Annotated in this window: 20 protein-coding genes and 1 tRNA gene; 5 read left to right on the top strand and 16 right to left on the bottom strand. The window is 39.5% G+C overall.

The annotated features are described in order from the left end of the window. Positions 1-21: 21 nt before the first annotated feature. The 6 genes from AKG34_RS22615 to AKG34_RS22590 form a co-directional block, all read right to left on the bottom strand. The gene (locus AKG34_RS22615; RefSeq protein WP_083450966.1) at positions 22-885 is read right to left on the bottom strand and encodes a polysaccharide deacetylase family protein; all 864 of its coding nucleotides are present in this window, start codon (positions 883-885) and stop codon (positions 22-24) included. A 127-nt stretch (positions 886-1,012) separates the two neighbouring features. Beyond that, positions 1,013-1,855: an ABC transporter ATP-binding protein gene (locus tag AKG34_RS22610; RefSeq protein ID WP_053348397.1), complete on the bottom strand. Its 843-nt coding sequence runs from the start codon at positions 1,853-1,855 to the stop codon at positions 1,013-1,015. After that, complete coding sequence (locus AKG34_RS22605; RefSeq protein ID WP_053348396.1) at positions 1,852-2,850, bottom strand: FecCD family ABC transporter permease; 999 nt, start codon at positions 2,848-2,850, stop codon at positions 1,852-1,854. The genes AKG34_RS22610 and AKG34_RS22605 overlap by 4 nt, the downstream gene beginning before the upstream one ends. 14 nt (positions 2,851-2,864) lie before the next feature. Further along, complete coding sequence (locus AKG34_RS22600; protein WP_053348395.1) at positions 2,865-3,995, bottom strand: ABC transporter substrate-binding protein; 1,131 nt, start codon at positions 3,993-3,995, stop codon at positions 2,865-2,867. A 17-nt stretch (positions 3,996-4,012) separates the two neighbouring features. Next, positions 4,013-4,606 (bottom strand): hypothetical protein, encoded by a 594-nt coding sequence (locus AKG34_RS22595; protein ID WP_053348394.1) that lies wholly within the window; start codon positions 4,604-4,606, stop codon positions 4,013-4,015. Next, positions 4,603-5,220, bottom strand: coding sequence for a hypothetical protein (locus AKG34_RS22590; RefSeq protein WP_053348393.1), 618 nt, complete (start codon positions 5,218-5,220; stop codon positions 4,603-4,605). The genes AKG34_RS22595 and AKG34_RS22590 overlap by 4 nt, the downstream gene beginning before the upstream one ends. A 398-nt stretch (positions 5,221-5,618) precedes the next feature. Between AKG34_RS22590 and AKG34_RS22585 the strand changes: the two genes are divergently transcribed. Both AKG34_RS22585 and AKG34_RS22580 read left to right on the top strand, forming a co-directional pair. Further along, positions 5,619-5,692 (top strand) — tRNA-Arg (locus AKG34_RS22585). Between the two features lie 402 nt (positions 5,693-6,094). After that, positions 6,095-6,322 carry a hypothetical protein gene (locus tag AKG34_RS22580; protein WP_053348392.1) on the top strand — a complete coding sequence of 76 codons (228 nt, stop codon included), beginning with the start codon at positions 6,095-6,097 and terminating at the stop codon, positions 6,320-6,322. Between the two features lie 660 nt (positions 6,323-6,982). Here the strand turns inward: AKG34_RS22580 and AKG34_RS22570 are convergent. Further along, positions 6,983-7,636 carry a hypothetical protein gene (locus AKG34_RS22570; protein ID WP_053348390.1) on the bottom strand — a complete coding sequence of 218 codons (654 nt, stop codon included), beginning with the start codon at positions 7,634-7,636 and terminating at the stop codon, positions 6,983-6,985. Positions 7,637-8,670: 1,034 nt separating this feature from the next. Here AKG34_RS22570 and AKG34_RS28140 point away from each other — a divergent pair. Further along, on the top strand, positions 8,671-8,832 hold the full coding sequence (locus tag AKG34_RS28140; protein ID WP_161804974.1) for a hypothetical protein: 162 nt from the start codon (positions 8,671-8,673) through the stop codon (positions 8,830-8,832). Positions 8,833-8,899: 67 nt separating this feature from the next. Here the strand turns inward: AKG34_RS28140 and AKG34_RS22565 are convergent, their stop codons facing one another. Next, positions 8,900-9,529, bottom strand: coding sequence for a nitroreductase family protein (locus AKG34_RS22565; RefSeq protein WP_053348389.1), 630 nt, complete (start codon positions 9,527-9,529; stop codon positions 8,900-8,902). A gap of 166 nt (positions 9,530-9,695) precedes the next feature. Beyond that, complete coding sequence (locus AKG34_RS22560) at positions 9,696-11,888, bottom strand: DNA topoisomerase III (protein ID WP_053348388.1); 2,193 nt, start codon at positions 11,886-11,888, stop codon at positions 9,696-9,698. Between the two features lie 358 nt (positions 11,889-12,246). On the opposite strand from AKG34_RS22560, the gene AKG34_RS22555 reads away from it, so the two are divergent. Next, positions 12,247-13,797, top strand: a complete 1,551-nt coding sequence (locus tag AKG34_RS22555) for an ABC-F family ATP-binding cassette domain-containing protein (protein WP_053348387.1) — start codon at positions 12,247-12,249, stop codon at positions 13,795-13,797. A 112-nt stretch (positions 13,798-13,909) separates the two neighbouring features. Here the strand turns inward: AKG34_RS22555 and AKG34_RS22550 are convergent, their stop codons facing one another. The 5 genes from AKG34_RS22550 to AKG34_RS22530 form a co-directional block, all read right to left on the bottom strand. Beyond that, the gene (locus tag AKG34_RS22550; RefSeq protein WP_053348386.1) at positions 13,910-14,857 is read right to left on the bottom strand and encodes an ATP-grasp domain-containing protein; all 948 of its coding nucleotides are present in this window, start codon (positions 14,855-14,857) and stop codon (positions 13,910-13,912) included. Positions 14,858-14,949: 92 nt separating this feature from the next. Next, the gene (locus tag AKG34_RS22545) at positions 14,950-16,137 is read right to left on the bottom strand and encodes a class I SAM-dependent methyltransferase (protein WP_236695031.1); all 1,188 of its coding nucleotides are present in this window, start codon (positions 16,135-16,137) and stop codon (positions 14,950-14,952) included. 32 nt (positions 16,138-16,169) lie between these two features. Beyond that, entirely contained in the window at positions 16,170-17,078 is a 909-nt protein-coding gene (locus AKG34_RS22540) for a phosphotransferase (protein WP_053348385.1), read from the bottom strand. A gap of 15 nt (positions 17,079-17,093) precedes the next feature. After that, entirely contained in the window at positions 17,094-17,270 is a 177-nt protein-coding gene (locus AKG34_RS28135; RefSeq protein ID WP_161804973.1) for a hypothetical protein, read from the bottom strand. Further along, entirely contained in the window at positions 17,260-18,699 is a 1,440-nt protein-coding gene (locus AKG34_RS22530) for a DEAD/DEAH box helicase (protein WP_083450944.1), read from the bottom strand. Before AKG34_RS22530 ends, AKG34_RS28135 begins: the two co-directional genes overlap by 11 nt. A 329-nt stretch (positions 18,700-19,028) precedes the next feature. Here AKG34_RS22530 and AKG34_RS22525 point away from each other — a divergent pair, with 329 nt between their 5' ends. Beyond that, positions 19,029-20,321: an NCS2 family permease gene (locus AKG34_RS22525; RefSeq protein ID WP_053348383.1), complete on the top strand. Its 1,293-nt coding sequence runs from the start codon at positions 19,029-19,031 to the stop codon at positions 20,319-20,321. 98 nt (positions 20,322-20,419) lie between these two features. Here AKG34_RS22525 and AKG34_RS22520 read toward each other — a convergent pair whose 3' ends face one another. Both AKG34_RS22520 and AKG34_RS22515 read right to left on the bottom strand, forming a co-directional pair. Beyond that, positions 20,420-20,962, bottom strand: a complete 543-nt coding sequence (locus AKG34_RS22520; RefSeq protein ID WP_053348382.1) for a hypothetical protein — start codon at positions 20,960-20,962, stop codon at positions 20,420-20,422. 8 nt (positions 20,963-20,970) lie between these two features. Beyond that, complete coding sequence (locus AKG34_RS22515) at positions 20,971-22,164, bottom strand: ParM/StbA family protein (RefSeq protein WP_053348381.1); 1,194 nt, start codon at positions 22,162-22,164, stop codon at positions 20,971-20,973. Positions 22,165-22,364 lie beyond the last annotated feature (200 nt).

Raw genomic sequence — 22,364 nt, 5'->3', positions numbered from 1 at the left:
TCCGAAATACCTTGTCTTCAATTAATAACGTGATGCATTTTCAATCAGCGCTGCAAATCCATCGACTGACAATCCGGGTGAAATCCGAACTCGGTGCAGTGCATGCATCCCTTGGTCCCTTGAAGCTCCACCAGCTTCGGTGGTTACTGCCATCTTGTATCCAGCATCTTCTGACAACCTAAGGCTCTCCTCGTTATACCGACCAACAGGATATGAAAGTACTGTCGTGTCCTGTTGGAGAATACGATCGAATAAATCCTTTGACTGGACCATTTCAGCTTCCTGCTGCTCTACCGTCATACGGTTAAGCTCAAGATGGTTGATAGTATGACTTTCAATAGAAATCCCATTCTCGCTCATCTCCACCATTTGTTCTCCAGTCAGGTGATGACTTTTTTCAATAGATTTCCCGATCATAAAAACAGTTGCTTTCATATTATATTCTTTTAATATAGGAAAAGCCTCCGTGTAATTATCTGTATAGCCATCATCAAAAGTAAGCCAGACACACTTTTCACTTGGCATCCGATTTTCCGTTAAAACAAGAAATGCTTCCCTAGGGGATAATGTATAGTAATCATTCTCCCGAAGCCAGTTCATTTGTGATTGAAATTCCTCTCTTGGTACCCGAAGGTTATTACCTTCAGAAATACTATGATACATCAATATTGGAAGTTGAACCGTGGACTCGGCTCTTATCCAGTTTCTCGTATCGATCTGTTCAGGATATAATCTGTCCTCCGAATTCTGCCCGGCGTCATTCTCCGCTGCTGCAACCACTTCAATGTTATCTTCCGCAATCGGTGCAGCCGTCTTTGTACCTATATTCTCTAAAACCCCTTGTGAGCATGCAGGCAAAATTAAAATTCCCAGCAATGCTACCATCAATAAAACTCTGTATTTTCCCACTATCATTCTCCTAATTTTTTCTAGCATAATAGTACCAGAAAACCAGTAAATAATAAAGTATTCCATTTAGCGCAAAAAAAGGCAACTCGGTGGCTGCCTTTTTTTAACTAGTAAATCGACAAGTACTTTGATCACGCGGAATGCCTAAATCTTTCGGCACCATCGTTTCAATCAAAAAGTTATCATCTTCTTCATAAATAATCTTCTTCATTTCAATTCCGAAGTATTCCTTCATCCGGGATTCTGTCATGACTTCCTGGACTTCCCCGTAAACGACCGGCTTTTGTTTTGCTGTCATTAACACATGGTCAGCAAGGAAAAACGCATGGTTTGGGTAATGCGTGTTTATGATACAAGAGATTTTCTTTTCTTGTGACAAACGCTTTAATGTCTGTAAAATCACAACCTGCTTTTGAACATCAAGATGGGATTCCGGTTCATCGAGAATGAGCACTTCCGGGTCTGATACCAGCGTACGTGCAATCAATGCTAGTTGCAGCTCACCACCACTGACTGTATTGCAGGACTTCCCAGCAAGATGGCCAATCCCTACAGTTTCCAGGGCTAGGTGAGCGGCTTCACGGTCCTTCACGGAAGGCTGGGCAAGCGCACTGATGTATGGGGCTCTTCCCATAATGACCAATTCTTCGAGTGTAAAACCAAATACCATTTTATGCGCCTGCGGAACATAGCCAATCCGTTTCCAGACTGTTTTGCGTGAAAGCGAAGGAAGCGGCTTTCCATCAATGAGCGTTTGACCTTTTTTCCAGTCCAGAAGACCTGTGATGCATTTTAACATTGTTGTCTTTCCTGCACCGTTTGGTCCTAGTATCGCCATTATCTCTCCGTCATTCAGCGAAAAGTTAATGTCTGTTTGGTAAAGGTAAGGAACTTCTTCTTTTTTCCGAGCATAAAAGTAATTTCCTCCCTGCACCTCAATTCTCATGACCAGCCACCTCCTGTTTTTCTAAGCAATATTGCGAAAAATGGTGCACCTATAATTGCCGTCAAGATTGAGAGTGGAATTTCTGTAGCTGTTACCGAGCGAGCCAGATTATCAATCAACAATAAATAGGCTCCACCGATTGAAAGAGATACTGGTAAGACTAGTTGATTGTTATTACCAACTAGCATTCTTGCAACGTGAGGAATAATTAACCCAACCCAACCAATGATACCCCCTATCGCAACTGAAGCAGCAGTAATAAGTGTTGCGCCAAAAATAACTGTCCACTTCAAACGTGTTACTGGAATACCAAGTGATTTAGCTTCATCCTCAGGCAACGTCAATAAATTTATTCTCCAACGAAGAGAATATAGAATCAGAATGCCCACAAGGATAATCGGTCCCCCAATATACAAGTCCTTATATGTTGCCGTACCAAGACTTCCCATCAGCCAGTAAGTAATCGCTGGCAGTTTTGCTTCCGGGTCAGCGACGAATTTAATTAAGGAAATCAGCGCCTGGAATAATGCCGATGTAACGACACCAGCCAGAACAAGCATGAAAACAGGTGAATCTTTTTTTCCGCTAATCATGAAGGTAAAGACGATTGCCGCTAGGCCGAAACCAAGTGCCATCACTTGTGTAGCGAAGCCATGACCTAGTAATAGAATCCCAAGGGAAGCGCCAAACCCGGCACCAGCCGAAACCCCAAGGATATCCGGACTAACCAACGGGTTGCCAAACATACCTTGGAATGAGGCACCTGCGATTGAAAGACCAGCACCTATTAACAAGGCAAGCAAAATACGCGGCAGGCGTATTTGCAGGACCACCGTTTCTTCCATCTGCGTCCAAGTATGGTCAATTGGAAGAAAAGTTGATAGTAATATCTTGATTTGAGTCCCTAAATCCATTCCGTAACGTCCAATGCTTAGAGACAAAATAACCATAGCGATTGGTAAAATCCAGAACAGGAGCGTTTTCCATTTTTTCATATTCATTCCCTACTTTACTGTTTTGCAGCATCAGAAGAAGGGTGCAGAATATTCTCTACTTGTTCTTCCGTTACATCGTAATCATAGAATTCTGAATAATAGTCTGTGATTTCTTTCTCCATATCATAGTCAAATAGTTCAGGATGATTTTTCTGTGCCATCCACTCCAACATAAGCGGCGCATCTCCACTTGGCGGGAACCATCTGTAAATACCCAGAGGAATTTTATAAACATTTCCTGCTTGCACAGCCTTTACCTGACTCCAGTCTTGACCTTCAAATACATTGTTTGTTAGGTCTTCAGGTTGTGTAGTTGAAAAGTTTGTAATGTAAATAATATCGGGATTCCACTTATAAATTTGCTCCATATTCACTTCTTTTGTTCCGGTAACTTCTTCTGCCGTAACGTCGTATGCTCCTGTTGCGTTTAGCCATTGATTACTAAAGAAGTTTTTACCGCCAACCATAATGCTTTTATCGCTGTGTTGGTAAAGTATTAATGCTCTTGGCTTATCTTTCTCTTTGATACCATCCAATTTTTCATCCAACTCAGCTTGGACCTTTTTGCCTTTTTCCAAGAACATGTCCGTTCTCTCAGTTGTTCCAGTAATGTCACTCGTCACTTTCAACCAACTGTTAAAGGTCGCTAATGGTTCAGCTGCCGCTACATCAATAGCACTTAAGGCCACCACAGAAACGCCTGCATCCTCTAATTTATCAATAGATTTTTGATTCTGTGAGTTTTCAAAATAAAGCTGCGGATTGATTTTCATTAATTCTTCTACGTTCACTTCACCATTTTTAATAAACGACGTATCCGCTTTTAAAATATCCGGCGACATGTCAGCAAGGATGGAATTCTCCGCCGCATTATAAGCATTCGGATGTAATCCAACAACCTCCTTTGTTGAGTTTGTAGCCACATACCATGTAGAAAAGTATGGAAGAATACCACCAACAGCTATGCGCTCCACTTTACCTGGTACAGTTACGTCACGGCCAAGCTGATCTTGAATGACTTTCTCTTCAGCCGTCGTTTGTTTTTCAGCTGTATCTCCTTTTGTTTCTTCCGCTGTATTGCCGCAGCCTGTAATCAAGGCTGCCACCACAGTTGTTGCCGCTAACATTGTCCATTTTTTCTTCATGATGTTCTCTCCCGTACTTATTTTTTAAGCCATTTCGCCATCCCATGTAAAAATGGTTTGGATTGATCTATGAATCCTAATCCGATATGAAAGATTGGATCTAGTGTAGTAATAACTAATTCTCCGTTATATGACACGTCATCTATATAAATAATTGAGCGGCCGTCCGGTGTATCCACTAGTGATTTTGCACCTTCCGGAACTTTGAACGTTCCATGATAATGCCATTTCATATCTGAAAGACATACATACTGATACAACGGATGATCTATATTATTAGCTGTTAACGGCAGGTCTCCGTGCTCTTTTACCCACCAACTAAAATTCACTTCTGAATTCTCCCAATATACTCCCGGAAGCCAATTGTCCAGTACTTCGCCGAAAACGACTAATCGCTTTCCTTCCTGAAGGAATTTAATGAAATACGATTGGTAACGTTTTAAAAGTAGTAGCGACATCCGATCATTAACAATTAGCGTGTCGTATTGACTTAAATCATAGGTATGTAGTTGCCGAATTTGGAGCACATCGTCATACATATAAGCGAATTCTTCCATTTGAAAGAAGCGATGATGAAAGCTGTAACCGTTATCTAAAATTGCTACTTTCATTTCTGTTCCTCCTTGTTTGCTTCATATTCTTGACGAATCCAATTTAGCATCTGAGTGCTTAAAACGCGTGAACTATTTTCTTCAATACCGAAACGGTAAAGGTCTGTACCAGCTCCAGCAACAATCGTGCCACCCGTCGTTTTCCGATCGATATAAATGATCGCTTTCCCATCTTGATCCTCAACAATGACTTCCGAATGTTCAGGAGCCTCTAAGTATCCTCTTGAGAAAAAGCCCCGAACTCCTTTTTTATGATTCAAATCATAAGGATCAATTCCATAGAATATTGGATGCACGGGCTCGGTAAGACGGATTTCACGGTCTCGCAAGGAAATAGGAGACCGCTTCCAATTCCCACAACCAGGTAGCCAAGGAAGGAAATTTTCAGCTTGTGAAAAAATGACGCCACCATCATTTAAATAGTCTTCAAGGATGTGTTTATGATCAAGTAAGAAGGCCTCTTCTACAAAATTCGTGATCAGGATTCCCGCATATGCAGATAAATCAGCGTATGGAATATCATATAATTGCAGAAATACTAACCCTCTTCTGTAGTCAATCTCCTGAAGCCTTGTAAATTGAATATCCATACTTATATATGCAATAGGTTTCATAACTCACTCACTTTTCTTATATTAATATAATATATTCATTTGGTAATAATTGAAAAATCGACACTCTTCTAATGTCTATTACTAATTTTATTTTATTGAAATAGAGTATTTACTATGGCTTCAGTATAGTTGATAATGATTATCAATGTCAATGAATATATTATGAATCTTCAGGAAACATAGTCTCTCCTTGCTTTAATAAATGGCTTGCTTCCCCTACTGAACTCAAGCAAGGTTCTTATATTAGACACCATCATTACCCAACTTTCTCCGACTATTAACACTGAACATCATCACTTGTTAAGCTATTATGATGAATATTTTCATAAGTATAAGCTATTAACTTGAAAAGTTTGCCTATAAGAAATATAATGAATAGGTCGTTGAACTTTTTATATGTCCCAGTAGCTCAGTAGGATAGAGCGACAGCCTCCTAAGCTGTAGGTCGTAGGTTCGATTCCTATCTGGGACGCTAATACAGACAGAAAATAACCCCTTATATATTAAGGGGTTTTCTGTTTTATATGACTTTCTCACTTTTAATACAACAGTAGATTTGCTGAAAATGAAGGATTTCAATAAAAGTATTATTTGAAAGCGCCCAGTCATGGGTGCTTTATTTTTAATGGAATTTCTCTTCCTTTGTCGAATTTCTAATTTTATCGACTTAAAGGGAGAACTAAATGACAAATACTAATTACTCACCCACACCGCTTCTTTGTCTTCATTGTGGAAACGCAACCATTAAGCAATTAGAGGTATTTTGGTTCTGGAAAATATTTTATATTAACACCTAAAAAGCACCCCTATAATCGTGCTTTTATTTCATTTATGATTTGGAAACGCATAGCGTTCTGTCTATTCCGAAAAGGTTATGAATGAAAAGTTTAATCGTTATGTCTCCTATTTCATGAGTAATGAATGGCAGCATGAACCATGGCAGCCGGAAGGTAAAAAGATTTTCCCTAAGATTATACTGATTGCTGACAACCGGTATAATTTACCGATCCATTCAGGCGTCCAATTCTTTCAATTCCAGGACATAAAACAATTCCTTACCCTCACTTCAAAAACGGAGGGAATCAGGGTAAATATCGGATAAAAAAGAGGAGCCGACGAAATGGCTGACTCCTTCTACAAATTAATACGATAGATGCTTATTTATCTTTTAAAAAATGTGGTTTATTCAATGTCCAAGGGGTTCGGGTTTCGTGAACTCCTTACTTAATGTTCCCTTCGTTCCGGTACCGTTGACAGACGCCATACGGGTCTTCTCGCCTTTATAAAGTTGCCCCTAGTTAACTTATAAAAGCCTATATATCAATGGTTAACCAGTTAAACAAAATTCCTAGAATGAAAATAAATAAAGACTATGGAAATTTTCCATAGTCGAGGAAGATCGAAATAAAAACGCATTTCTAATTATCGAAGTATATAGACAAAAAAGAATAGCTCCACATTTCAGAATAATTTCGTCGAATGTTACAATTAGATTGAGTTATAAAAAGGAGTGATAATTAGTGTTCTTTAAATCCAGTAAAAACCCAGACAAAAACAGTGTTAATATCGCCTTTTATTGCACGTTTATATATTGGTCCGTGTCTCTGTTAATAAATAGCTTTCTACAAATATTACATAAGGACATACCAATAAATTCACTGTTTTTTTTGCTAACTGGATTAGTTGTTTTCTTTGTTAGTGAAGCAGTAGCTAAATATATAAAAAAGAAGAACCATTAAATAATAATGGTTCTTCTTTTTTATCATTGAGATGTACATGAATATTGATGAGCAGTCCCTATTGAGATTTTTTTAATAATTACACCTTTACCTTTTCTATTACAAACATTTAAAGCGCTCATCCCCACTATTGGAATAGCTACCAACATAGCTGTTAACACTGTTGGATTTTTAGCCCAAATCTTCGCAATAGCAGCAGATAAAGTCCAAAACCCCGTGTTTGCTCCTACTGCTGCATTTAAATCTTTTACTTTAGCATTACTAATCTTATATTCTTTAACACTACCAAGGGCAAAAGGAGTAATTTGTTCTGAATTGTTCTGTACACTGCTATTATTTAACTTATTAAGATACGCACCCAAAACTACAAGTGTATCATCGCTTGTTAAAGGTTTTGAACTATTATTAGAATAATCTAAAATGAAATTATAAAGTTCTCTTGCATCACTGCTTAATAAATCAATTTCCTCTTGAGTATTGGAAGGCAAATTTTCCATATCCAATTTTTCATCTAATTCCTCAATCGCCCCTACAATAATTCCAGTATTTTGTACTTCTTGCTCTGTAACAGTCGTTACCTCTTCGTTTTCTGTTGTGATTTCACTAGCAAATGTTGATGGAACAATAGAAAATACCAATGTTCCTATTAACATTATACTTAATACACGTTTCTTCAAAATAAAATCCCCCTTTTTGGTACTTCTTTACTATTATTACATAATTAAACTAAAAAAGGTAATTTAATACGGTATTTCATACCTATCTCTATAAAAGGGGCCATTATATGGGTAATTAGCTTTTCACTATAAAGATCTTTTGCTTCTTTTATTAAGGGAGATTAACTTTCTTTTGTCTTAAAGGTCATTAATTTACTCCATTAAAAAAGTATAACAATAAGAAAAATAAGAAAGGTACATAATAATAAGATTGTCTTGTTCTTTTATTTTTTGTTTCTTTTCAATAATTTGATATAAACAAAACACAATCACTGCATTTATAAGAAAACCTTGTAATAATATCATATTGTTTTCTATCCTTTCTTTTAAGAGATTATAAGCTTCTTTCATATCTGCTTTAGTTGAATTACTTTCACTATATATTTGTTAAGCTGCAATACCTGTAGTACCAGCAGCACCTATTAAACCAACAATTATCCACCAATAAAGCGCACCAATACCCGCAGCTACTAAAGTAACAGACGCACTAAGAATAGTAGCTCTCGCACTTGATACATATTTAGATAATTGTTTAAAATCAACTACTTTTGTTCCGTAACTAACATTCTTTTTTGTTCTTGGTGTTCCTTTGCCACCATCTAAAAATGAATTAGTTGTCTCTTTATAAGCTTTTAACGTGTATTTTTTAGAAGATGTTTCTTTGTAAGATGTTAGAGTGCTTATTCCACCACTAGCTAGTCTAGTTAAACTTCCAGGTGATTCACTAATTATTGGATATTTGTTACATGGAATATATAATCATACCTTTTTTTGAAATAAATGTTTTAACCTGTCCCATCCGGGTATACAAATACTGTAAGACATTCTCACCAAAGGAGATGATGTGCACGATGAGTACAATCAGAAGCCAATGGAACAAAGAGAATGACGCAGCGGTGTTTAGTCCCGGTGATCAACGTTAGAGTTAATTGAAAAGTTAGATGATAATCAAGAAGGGAATTACTAGTCTTCTCACCCAAAGGAGGATACTAATTATGAGTATTTACAGCCTATGGAATCCAGAGAATGATGAAGCAATTTTCAGTCCGGGTGATCAGAAGCCATTCAGTACGCTTATACCATTAGATTCGGATATACACACAACTGACAAAACACTTGAATATGATATACACGGCACCGTACTGAATGAGATTTAATTGAAGTAGCGACATATAGAAAAGGATGGAGCATTCGCCCCATCCTTTTCTGCTGTTAATTGTTCATTCAAATAAATTTTGCGACTTCATTCAGCGGCAATCTTGTTGTCTGGAAAGAAGGTCCTGCCGACTTTCCTATCGCTATTAAGACAATAGGAACATAACGTTCAGGCACATCGAACTTTTCAATGAATTGCTGCTTGTTAAATCCACCCATCGTAACGGTGTCATAGCCCTTAGATTTAGCAATCAACATAAGTTGCATCGAAACAAGCCCTGCATCAAAGTTAGCAATGCTTTCTCGAGTTTCCTTAGGAGCATGAGGGTAGGTGTTCATTGTATTGCTAACCATACGTTCACGTGTTGCCTGATCCATAAATCCAGCTTCCACATTCATACCATAAATTTTGTCTACGTTTTTATACATTTCTGTATCCCCTAAAACGGCAATGACAGCAGAGGATGTTTCAACAGATTCTTGATTATTGGCAATCTGGCGTAATTCCTTTTTTATATTCTGATCCTCGATAACGATGAAGCGCCAAGCTTGGAGATTACTTGAAGAAGGTGCTTGGGTAGCTTCATCTAGTATATTTTCAATTTCTTTTTTGGGAATTTTATAAGTTGGATCATATTTTCTGACAGAATGACGTTCTTTTATAATGGTGGATAAGTTTTGATCGGTTGGTAAATTCACGTTGGTGCCCCCTAGGTTAGACTTACTTAATTAATATAAATTATAATTAGCAAGCGAAAACATCAAGAATATTGCCTGCGAAATAATTGTCCAAAACTTTCTGCCAAAAAAAGAAGAAGTCCTTCAACTTTTAGCCTACGGCAAACAGTTGAAGGACTCTTTTCTTTTATTTATCAAATTTTAGTTTAGCTAGAGCATCTGCCAAGGCAGTATTGATCGGCTCTTCTTTATTTTGCTTTTTCATATAATTGGAGACTTCATTTTTTGATACTTTTTGATTTTTGTTTTGCCCTCTTCGTTTATTGTAAGAAGAAAGTTTTTCGTGAAAACCACATTTACAGGTGAATGTCTGTGCTTCTCCTTGACCACGCATTTCCATCTTTTTGTGACACTGTGGACATCTGGCATTTGTTACACGTGAAACGCCTTTTTTGTAGCCACATTCGCGGTCTTGACAGACTAACATTTTCCCCTTTTTACTATTTACTTCAAGCATCAGCTTGCCGCAATCCGGACATTTGGTACCAGAAACATTATCATGCTTGAATTTTTGATCACTATTTTTGATTTCATGAACGATATTTTTGGCATAGGTACGCATATCGCCGATGAAAGCTTGTTTTGGCAGCTTTCCTTTTGCGATGGCTGTTAGCTTTTGTTCCCATTGTGCTGTTAATGCCGGAGAACGTAAGTCTTCAGGAGCCAACTCGAGGAGCTGCTTCCCTTTCGACGTAACATGAAGACCCTTCCCTCTCTTTTCAATCAGGAAACTATTGAACAATTTTTCAATAACGTCAGCCCGGGTCGCAACGGTACCAATCCCGCCTGTTTCACCCAAAGTCCTGATGAGTTCTTTGCTTTCTCCAGCCATGAACCGAGCAGGGTTTTCCATTGCTGAAAGTAAGGAACCTTCATTGAATGGTTCAGGTGGTTTTGTTTCTCCATCTGTTTGTTTCACAGTTGAGATGACTAAATTGTCACCTTTTTGAACGGCAGGAAGCAGTTGCTCAACAAGGCCATCCTTAGCCTCTTCTTCATCGAAGTGATGATCATAGACTTCCTTCCAACCTGATTTCAAGACGACCTTCCCTTTAGCAATGAACGTTTCTTGACCTATCTTAGCGGTGATAGTCGTTTGTTCATATTCAAACGGAGGCATTAATACAGCCAGGAATCTTTTGACAACCAAGTCATATATTTTTGATTCTTTGTCGCTCAGTTTTCCTGGAAGTGGCGTTTGCTCAGTCGGAATGATTGCATGGTGATCTGAAACCTTGCTATCATCCACAAACGATTTATTTGCTTTAATTGGACCACGTAATATTCTTGATGCATACGGGGCATATGGCTTGATGCTGACAGCCTGTAATCTTTCTTTTAGCGTATCAACCAAATCCGTTGATAAGAAGCGTGAATCCGTCCTTGGGTAAGTCAAGACCTTATGGCTTTCATATAAACGCTGCATGATTGATAACGTCTCTTTCGCTGAATAACCAAATTTCTTATTCGCATCTCGTTGAAGTTCTGTTAAATCATATAAAGAAGGAGCAAAGCTTTTCTTATGGGTTTTGTTCACTTCCACCACTTCCGCCTTTTTGTCTTTCACATCAGCAAGAACCTTTTCTGCCTTCGCTTTATCAAATGTGCGGATATCTTTTGATTGAGCATCCTGCCAAATGAGTCGCAACTTGGACTCTGCTGTTGCCGAAACACCATAATACTTCTTAGGCTGGAATTGTTTGATTTCCTCTTCTCTTTTGGCAATCATCGCAAGCGTTGGCGTTTGAACCCGACCGCAGGATAGCTGGGCATTATGCTTGGTTGTGAGCGCCCGTGTTGCATTCATGCCTACGATCCAATCTGCTTCCGCTCTAGCTACCGCAGAGGCGTATAGGTTTTCATACTCTTTTCCCTCTTTGAGCTTTTTAAAGCCATCTTTAATAGCTTTATCCGTTACAGAGGAGATCCAAAGCCGCTTGATGGGCTTCTTCACATTCGCTTTCTCGAGAATCCAGCGTGCAACAAGTTCTCCTTCACGACCTGCATCAGTCGCAATGATGACATCCTTGACATCATTACGGTTCAATTGCGTTTTAACCGATTGAAATTGCTTGCCTGATTGTTTGATCACGACTAATTTTAAGGAAGGAGGCAGCATAGGCAGGTCCTCAAGACGCCACGTTTTATATTTTTCATCATAAGTTTCCGGGTCGGCATGGGTCACCAAATGACCGAGTGCCCAAGTAACGATATACTGATCGCCTTCAAAAAAGCCATTACCCTTTCTTCCGCAATTCAGCACTTTTGCTATATCTCTTCCGACCGATGGTTTCTCGGCCAGTACGACTGTTTTACTCATAATAACATCCTTTCCCTTTTAAACTGCTTCCCTCATTATCTCATATAATTTATGCAGGAGCGATAAAGTACAAAGACATAACACGCAATAAACATGATTCCCAATACTGTTTCATGTTCATTATTAAGAAACAATTATTCCTCAACCACTGTTTGCCTGAAGATTCGTAACCCGTTTTTCGATTGGTCAAGAGTCAGTAGTTATAAGCCAATCTATATAAGTTTTCGAACATGATCCTTTCACTCACTCCGTTTAATAGAGGGCTCATATGTAAATAAGATTAGATAGCAATCTAGTACAGATTTTAGTATGATGAAACGTAGAGATTTTTTCAAATTAATTGGGAGGTTCAATATAAATGAGCTTACTTTCTATAGATAAATTAGCACACAGCTTTGGCGATCGTACCTTATTCAAGGATGTTTCCTTCCGTCTAATGGCTGGCGAGCATGTAGGTCTAGTCGGGGCAAATGGTGTTGGGAAGTCAACAATGATGAATATCATTACAGGACAACTGATTCACGATGAAGGACGGGTTGAGTGGACACCTGGTGTCGAATACGGCTATCTTGATCAACATACGATTCTTTCAAAAGGTAAATCGATTCGCGACGTCTTAAGGGATGCGTACTTACCGTTATTCGAGCAAGAAAAAGCATTGAATGAAGTAACAGAGAAAATGGGGACAGCTACTCCTGAAGAACTTGAAGAACTTTTAGAACAAATGGGTGAAATCCAGGACAAGCTTGAAGCCGGTGGTTTTTACAATCTAGATATTAAAATTGAAGAGGCAGCACGCGGTTTGGGATTAGATGCAATCGGATTGGACCGTGACGTTTCTGCCCTAAGCGGTGGACAACGGACAAAAGTTTTACTTGCCAAATTACTTTTAGAACAGCCTGAAGTACTGCTCCTTGACGAACCGACGAACTACTTGGATGTGGAGCATATCCGCTGGTTGAGCAGCTACTTAAAGGAATATCCTAATGCATTCTTATTAATTTCGCATGATACCGAGTTCATGAACGGAGTCGTCGACGTCATTTTCCATCTTGAATTTTCAAAATTGACTCGTTACACGGCAACTTATGAAAAATTCCTGGAGCTTGCCGAATTGAATAAAAATCAGCACATCAATGCATATGAAAAACAGCGTGAATTCATTAAAAAGCAGGAAGATTTCATTGCTAAAAATAAAGCCCGCTACTCAACGACCGGTCGGGCAAAGAGTCGTCAGAAGCAATTGAACCGCATGGAACGCATCGATCGTCCGGAGACTGCAATGAAACCGACTTTTGACTTCAAAGAATCACGTGCGAGCAGCCGTTATGTATTTGAAGGGGAGGATTTGGAAATTGGCTACGACCGTCCATTGCTTCCAAAGCTATCGATGACCATCGAACGAGGGGAAAAAATTGCCGTAGTCGGCTGTAACGGAGTAGGAAAATCTACGCTGTTAAAAACGATTCTTGGTAAAATTGATCCTCTAAGCGGAAAAAGATCCCTTGGCGATTTCCTTTTCTCTTCTTATTTTGAACAAGAAGTGAAAGCAGGCAACACGACACCGATCGATGAAGTGTGGAATGCATTCCCACATCTCGACCAACCGCAGGTACGAGCCATCCTTGCTCGAGTTGGCTTGAAAAACGAGCACATTACACGTCCAATGAGCCATTTAAGTGGTGGTGAGCAATCGAAGGTCCGCTTGTGTAAGCTCATGCTTACCGAAAGTAACTGGCTGCTTTTTGATGAACCGACGAACCATTTGGATGTTGTCGCGAAAGAAGAACTAAAACGTGCATTAAAAGAGTATAAAGGTACGATTATCCTCGTCTGTCATGAACCTGATTTCTATGAAGATTGGATTACCAAAGTATGGGATGTTGAAGAATGGTCGAACAATAATTAACTTGGTCTAATAGAGGGTGCCCGCTTGAGACGGGGCACCTTCTTTTTATGTCAAAAAAAGACTGAAATGGTTTATACAACCCCCCTTTCAGTCAGCATCACTTTTTATTATTTTATTTGTTCAAGTTTTGTTTCGCCAATTCGGATCCTAGAAACTTCGCTAATTCAAGCATGCCATATTGGCCTGCTGCTTCCTCAGCGTCATTGTTATAATTCGTATTGGTATTGATGTCATACGTGTAGATTTCACCATCGCTATTACGAATGAATTCAATTCCTGCAATCGAAATTTCATTCGCTTGTAAAAACGCTTCATATTTTTCAATAATCGGATCATGAAAATCTTGCACAATTTGAAATTTTGGTTTTTCTACTACCTCTTCACCGATCGGGCAGAACAAGTCACCAATTTGGCAGGCATCTGCCGGACAAAGCTCGAAACCTTCGGATGTGTCAACCTCTACCGCATACATAAAACTGCCACCCACGAATTCACAACGGGTGATGAATAGCTCCGGTGCTTTTATGTATTCCTGAATTAATGTAATCCCATCAACTGGCTCATCGAATTCTGGACCTTCCACATAATGTTTCAATGCATCTACTGAGTGAAATAATTGAACACCGAGTCCCTTACCTGCACGGTTATGTTTCGTGATAAACGAAGCGGCATTTAATTTCTCTGCTGCCTTCATGATATTTTCCTTGCCTACAGCTGCGATCGTTTGCGGAGTCTTAATTCCAGCCTTTGTCAGTGCCGTATATTGATTGACTTTGCTGACCTCAAAACGAAGCGCTCGTGTCCCATTGAAGACTGTACGATTATGCTGTTCAAGCCACGCTAGCACAGATTCTGTCATTTCAGGCGCAAATCGGTGCCCACGAGTATGTGAGCTTGCACTCATACGGCTATAAAAAACACCCTCTGGCGGTTCCTCTGTTAAATCCACCACACCCTGATCAAGATGCCATTCTTCATAGGGAAGTTCTAACTCATTCATTCTTTTGGTTAAATGGGCAGTCCATTCCTCATTTTCATGAATGATATAAATTTTACTCATAAAAGGTTCCTCCTGATTGTTTAAAAATTTATGTTTTTATCTGAGGCATAGAGACATCCTTTTTATATACGCTAACACTTTTGACTGCATCCTTACACTCGTTCCGCTACCAAGGTATATGTTTTCGGAAGACCGATATCGTGGATCTTATGATTTGGTTCTTCCTCAAGCACCTTGATCACAAGCCCTGATTGACCTACTGCCGTTATAAGTTCTCCTATTGTCCATTTACGCTGAACCACTTTTGAAAGGCTCTCTTTTTCTTCATCCGGCATATGCTTGGAAAAAGCGACCTCGTTGTTTTCAATTGCTGGAGCAAAATAGTTGCCTGCCACCTTATGCTTTTTACCATTAGAAGTAATGAGTTTTGTTGAAATCGGGTGGAATTCATGTAAAATGAATCGTCCACCTGGCTTTAAAATCATTTTAATTTTTTCGAATAATGGTTGAAGATCAATTAGGTAGTGAAGCACACCCAGCTCCATTAAAACCAAATCCTGTTTCTCAGATACATGTTCTGATGATAATGACAGCACATCAGAGATGATATACTCAATCGAAACATCGGCCTCTTTTGCCAATTCATTTGCAAAAGTCGCGTTTTCCTGAGAAAAATCAACTACCTTGACATTGGCCCCTATGATGGCCAGGGCAACCGCTTTAACGCCATTTGACCCCATTAAATGAGTGATTTTTTTACCTGTTACATCTCCCATATATTTATAAAATGGATGCAGTCTCCATTTGGGATTTTGTCCGATTTTAGATGCCAGTTCTTTGGGTTTTCCGTAACGATTGACAAGCGCTAAATAATTATTCTGGTTCCATGCCTGTTCATTTTCAGCTGTGAAGCCCTGCTGCTCGGCAGATAAGTAGGCATGAATTTCAGCGCTGTACTTCTTCATTTCCTCGTCGTATAAATAACTGTACAATGACCGGCACCAAATCTCCATTTCTCCAATCTTTATAGACAATCGATAAGGATCTGTTTTAATAGTCATGTTAAACAAGCAGCGAACTGTGACTATAACCCCATCAATGACCAATAGAAAAGAAGAACTCTCAGGATTTTTTTCAGGCTGCGTAGGGGCGAATTCGGAAAAAAGCTCAAAAATCTCATTAAAGACATCCCATTGCACATCAATGGTGATGTTCTTATACTCATCAACCTCCACTCCTTGCACAAACAGAGCAGATTGACCTGTATATTGATAAGGAATGTTAGATTTATCCAACATGTTCCCAATTAACGTAATTGTATGAAAATAACTTGCTTTCATATTAACCTCCCAATCATAAAAGAAAGTAACAATTATTCTTCTATAGCAAATTTCAAACCAGTGCTCGTTATAGCAATCAGCTGTTCATCCTGACGATCAATGCCATATACGAGTAGAGTAACAAGCATATATATTGCTCTGAACCGGGCCAAGCACTCCATCTCCTTATCGATGTCACCATAAATCCCAAAAAATACTTGGCGTGCTTCTTTTGGAAAATAGCTGTATAAAAAGGAAAAATCAATAGCTGGGTTTCCGATATGAACATCTCCCCAATCAATAATTCCAGCGAGAACACCTTTTTTATCGAGTAAAACGTTCCGGATATGAATGTCTCCATGAACGAGTGAGATTGGATGATGAACATTCAATGGTTTGAGTTTTTCAAAAAAATCCTTAACGGCATATGCCTGCTCAGAGTAACCTAGTTTTAATAGAGTTGAGACATTTTCCATTAGCATTTTCTGGCGAAAGGATATATCGAGCCTCATCATTCCATCAGGCCTTACGCCTAATCGCTTCGCTTTTTCAACAGGAAAACTATGAAGTTCTTTTAAAAAATGGGCAAATCTTTTTGCCGATATAATCTTATTTTCAACTGATTCTTCCACAGGCAAGTATCCCTTTACCATTTTATAACCTGTAAAGGGATATGGATAAATGGTACTTGGTTTTCCAAAAAAAATCGGCTCAGGGATAGCAAGCGGAAAGTTACCTGCTATCGAGGGCAGAAGTTGATTTTCCACTTGGATTAACGTAACTGCAATAGGGCGTCGAGGGAAACGGAATACATATTGCTCATTAATTTGAATGACTGTGTTATCAAACCCCTCCCCAAGTTGGTTTATCTCTTTCAACTCAATCTCTGGAAACTGCAGCCTGATTAATTTCTCTGCTAGCTCTAAGGAAACTGGATATTCTGCCAACCAAGGCTTTTCCACTTCCATCGCCTCCTTTTACCTGTTTCTTCCTCTATTTGAAAAGCTCCCAGATCCGCCTCTCCTATTACTTGGCCCTTGGGTATTTCCCCCTTTTGCTCCCCGGCTGTCTCCTTGGCGGTCTCCACGGGTATTATCACGCTTCGGTCCACGGCTGTCTTCTGGGCGTCCTCCCCTTGAATTCTCACGTTCCACGGCTATCTTCTGGGCGTCCTCCCCTTGAATTCTCACGTTTCGGCCCGCTACTGTTTTCCGTACGACCTCCACGTGGATTCTCACGTTTCGGTCCACGACTATTTTCCGTACGGCCTCCGCGTGGTTTCTCTAGCTCTAATTCACGGTTGTCTGCTTGATTAGCAGAACGGTGACTTCCTCGATTAGGCCCTCTTGTATCTATTCGCTCTCTGTGGCGGCGACCTCCTCCTGTACGTGGGCGACGAGTTCCCTCTTCTGAAGATTCTTCATAACGCTTCTTTTTATGACCCGCCTCATCAGGTTGGAACATTTTGACGCCTTCAATTGTTCTTCGTTCAATTTTCATTGAAATTCCTTTTTCTATATCACTTAACAGCTGCAAATCTTTAGTAGCAATAAAGGTTACGGCTAGACCATTCTCACCCGCTCGTCCTGTTCGACCAATTCGGTGGATGTAAATTTCCGCATCCTCTGGGACATCATAGTTAAATACATGGGTCACTCCTTCTACATCCAGCCCTCGTGCCGCAACGTCCGTTGCCACTAAATATTGGAGCTTTGCATCTCTGAAGTTTTTCATAACACGTTCTCGTTTGGCCTGTGAAAGGTCCCCATGAAGTTCCTCAGAATTAAAACCAGCGGACTTTAAAGCATCATTCAAGACTGAAACACGGCGTTTTGTGCGGCAAAAAATAATGGCCAGGTAAGGCTGTTCTTCTTTTATTATGGTAATTAATGAAGACTGTTTGGCACGATCTGTCGTCTCGATAACAAGTTGGCGGATTTGCTCGACTGTAACTTGATCAGCCTTTACTGCCGCAGTTAATGGTTTATTCATGTAGCGTTTAGCTAGCTGATGAACTTGTTCAGGCATTGTGGCAGAAAAGAGCAATGTCTGCCGTTCTTCTGGAAGTTGCCCCATAATCTCTTCTACTTCCGGTAAAAAGCCAATATGAAGCATTTGGTCAGCTTCATCCAAAACGAGTGTCTGTGTTTGCGATAAATCAATGGTGCCTCTTCGTAAATGATCTAAAAGCCGCCCTGGCGTGGCAACCACGACAGAAATATTTCGTGTCAACTTTTTCATTTGCTGTTCGACATCCTGTCCACCATACACAGCAAGCACCTGCAGCTCCTCAATTTCATTAGCAAACTTTTTCAGTTCCGCTGTGATTTGCAAAGCTAATTCCCTAGTTGGTGTAACAATTAATGATTGGATGTGGGATGCTGTCGGATCGACTTTTTCTAAAATCGGCAACAAAAACGCCAAGGTCTTCCCAGTCCCTGTCTGTGCCTTCGCGATGACGTCCCTTCCCGCAAGAATATCTGGTATGGATTTCTCCTGGATAGGTGTCGGGTTAGAAATTCCTATTTGTTTTAATATCGCGTTAATCGCCGGGCTAACGCCCAAGTCGATGAAATTTGTCATATATAAACCTACTCTCTAAATTTGTCATTCCCTTGTTTTTCCCATTTAAAAACTCGTAAATCGTCTTAAGGAACGTTGCGGAGTTACACTCTAAGTGAAACTTCCTTAATCTAAGCTATTTGTTAGTATATCATTATCTAATTTCGAGAAAACCTGTCACTGTAAATTTTTCATGCTATTGTACTTTAGTTGTTTTTCTAATATAATTTATAAGATTTTATTATCAAATAAATTATACTACCGAGCTACTTACTTGAAAAAGGGGTAAGCACCTCCTCCTTGTAATGATTAGTACAAGGATTTTTTGTATATAAAAAAGGAGTAACCGCATGTTTAAATTAAAAGAACGGGATTCAAATATTAAGACAGAAGTACTTGCGGGACTTACAACCTTTTTAACATTAGCTTATATCATAGTTGTAAACCCAATGATTCTTTCTGATGCTGGGGTCCCCTTTGACCAGGCCTTCACAGCAACCATCATCGCAATCATAGTAGGAACTCTTTGCATGGCTCTTTTAGCCAATTATCCAATTGTCATAGCACCTGCGATGGGATTGAATGCCTATTTTGCGTACTCAGTGCTAGGCACTCATAATATCTCATATACAGTTGCCTTTTCGGCAGTCTTTGTTACAGGGATTATCTTTATCTTTTTATCACTTACCTCTTTCCGTTCAAAATTGATTGAAGCCATCCCCAATAATTTGAAGCACGCAATCAGTGCTGGAATTGGACTTTTCATCACCTTTATTGGACTTCGTTTGTCAGGCGTTGTTACAAGTCATGAATCCAATCTAGTTACCCTTGGAAGTTTTAGAGACCCTAGTGTGGCACTTACGTTAATTGGTTTGGTTATAACGATTGTGTTACTTGTACGTAATGTGCAGGGAGCAATATTCATTGGAATGATCGTCACAGCCATTATCGCCTTCTTTACTGGACAGTTAAAAATTGATGGCTTTGTTTCGACACCATCATTACCTGAGGGAATAATCGTCGCTAACCCAATCACATCTATTGCAGATGTCATTAACTACGGGCTATATGGAGTTGTCTTCTCAATCTTACTTGTCATGCTATTTGATACAACCGGAGCGTTACTTGGAATTGTACGTCAAGCTGGATTGTTGAAAAATGGGAAGCTTGAGAAATCTGGGAGTGCCTTCTTTGCAGACTCCATTGGTACAACTGTTGGTGCCATGTTCGGTACAAGCCCTACCGCTGCCTCAGTTGAGTCTTCTGCTGGCGTAGGTGCAGGCGGTAAAACAGGATTAACAGCTCTTGTGGTGGCTATTCTTTTCTTAATAACCGCCTTCTTTAGCCCCCTTATCGGAGCTGTCTCAAATGTAGCGGCAATCACGGCACCAAGCCTGATTATTGTAGGAAGTATGATGATTAAAAGCATTAACGAAATTGACTGGACGCATTTTGATGAATCTTTCCCAGCTTTTTTGGTCATTGTCGCAATGCCGTTAACATCAAGTATCGCCAATGGGATAGCACTTGGATTCATCGCTTATCCTATTTTAAAATTGGCTAAAGGAAAGTCCCGAGAAGTGCACCCGTTAGTGTACATATTTGCAATTCTTTTCCTCTATCAATTAATTTTCCTAGCTTAATTCATTCAAGAGGGGCCCTGAGGTCCTTCTTTTTTTGAAATTCCCCGTTAATAAAAAAGAAGGATATCCAACATGTTGTCAGATACCCTTCTACATACTTATTGATTCATTTGATCAAGAAAATCACCAAGAAGATCATCAAGGTTTTCCTCTTCAGGTTCTGGTTCCTCCACTTGTTGTGTGGTTTCATCCAAACTCCAATCAAAGTCATCCAAATCTTTCTTAGATATTTCCTTCTGCACCACTTCAGTATCCTGTTCTTCGGGCTCATCCTGCAAATAAATCTCCTCATTAATTACATTACTGTTCAATGAGGCTAGCAAGGCAGTCGCGCGTAAAGGATCGGATAAAAGATGGTACATAATCGTTCCAAGCATAGCTTCTGAGTGGGAATGCTTGAGCCAGTCACGCTGAGATTTGCTAAGCTTGTTCGGCATGGGTAGAGCAATCATTTCCCGTTCCTGATGGGTGGATTGTCCGATTCCATCGAGAACATACTCGGCAATTTTACTGGAAAAATTCCTTCTTTCTGTTTCCTTCAATTTCTGCAGCTGTCTTAACGTATAATCTGATACATCTGAAGGGATACGAAAAGTGATGGCTTGTCCTCTTTTGATTTCAGAAGAAGCTGTTTTTTTCATTCTCTCACCTATTTAACAGCACCTGATCTTTGTTCTTTCTTCTTTTGCTGGGAATGCTGTTGTTCCTTTGAATTCCGGCGATTAAAATCCGAAATCAATTTATAATAGGCGTTGGCCATCATCCAAACGCTTTGCCGTTCATCTTCAAAAAAGTCTATATTATAGCCATCAAAATTTTGATTGAGCGTTTTCAGGTAATCTTTCAAGACAATCGAACCTCCGCCAACAAAATAGCAGATTTCCGTTTGCGAGTTTTTCTGCCATACATTACGTAGGTGACGGTATTGCTTTTTCGCAAGTTCCCCTAAAATTCGGTCGACGATATCATGGACGCTTGTCCGGCTTCCGCGAACCATAATATGGTTACGATCGTTTTTCTTCGTGATGATTTCAACGACATCGCGTCTGCTGTCTAGCTCGACACCGTGTTTTTTCCTGATTTCTTCACGAATAGATTCAAGAGCCTCAGCTACTCCAAGATTGAATCCTTGCGCCTTATCATCGTCAACTTTACGGTTTTTAATGACCGCGATATCTGTTGATAGTCCGCCAATATCTTGAATGAGAATTCTTCTATCTATTAATTCACGGTTAATGATATTCAAGTCATTGTCCATGACTAAATTGATGTATGCGGCGAAGCCCTCTGGATAGACCTTCACTTCATCAAATTTGATATTAATCTTAATACCTTGGTATTTGGGTGTAATTAAAAATTCTACTTGGTGAACAGAACCTAGTAACTTCGAACGGTATCCAACATCTTTCCCTTCCTTAACTTCCCGAAGAGGTAGACCTGTGCCCAGCGTATAATTCGCTTCGACAACGTTATTTACTTTTTTGAACTTATCATTGTTCCCTTGCTTGGCAGCATCCAATGCAAGAGCCGCAAAAAGCATTACTAATGTTTGGTCTTCCTCTGATTTACTGCTCCCCAAATCTAGTTCTGTTGGGTTATCACTTTTTGTCGCTAAATTTCCGACACGATAAATGGCATTATTGTCTTGCAAGGCTGGTGAATGGACTCTAATATGTATCCCTTCCAATGGGTTTTTTTCATCGAGTTCTTCGATTCCTATGACCGGCCTATCTTCAATGTCTTTTGCAATGACATTTGGTATATATAATTCAGACTCTAGCTTTCCAAAAATAGCTTTAATTGCATCATTTCCTACGTCTATTGCTGCGATTCTAGAACTCATCTAAAAACATCCCCTTTTTCATAAAAAAATTTAGGTGGAGCACTCTATTAAGCATAGAAAAGGTTTCTATATTAGTCAATGCTTCATAAGTTGTAGCTTTATTTGTCGAATTGTATTCATTTGCGTACACATTAGGAACAAATATGTACACACGTTATATATAGCCATGTGTACTCATTTGTAAACATATTTACTTTTTT

The sequence above is a fragment of the Peribacillus butanolivorans genome (assembly GCF_001273755.1).
GTDB classification, from domain to species: domain Bacteria; phylum Bacillota; class Bacilli; order Bacillales; family DSM-1321; genus Peribacillus; species Peribacillus butanolivorans.
The sequence above is the reverse complement of the archived record's forward strand: the minus strand, read 5'-3'. Positions and strand labels throughout refer to the sequence as shown.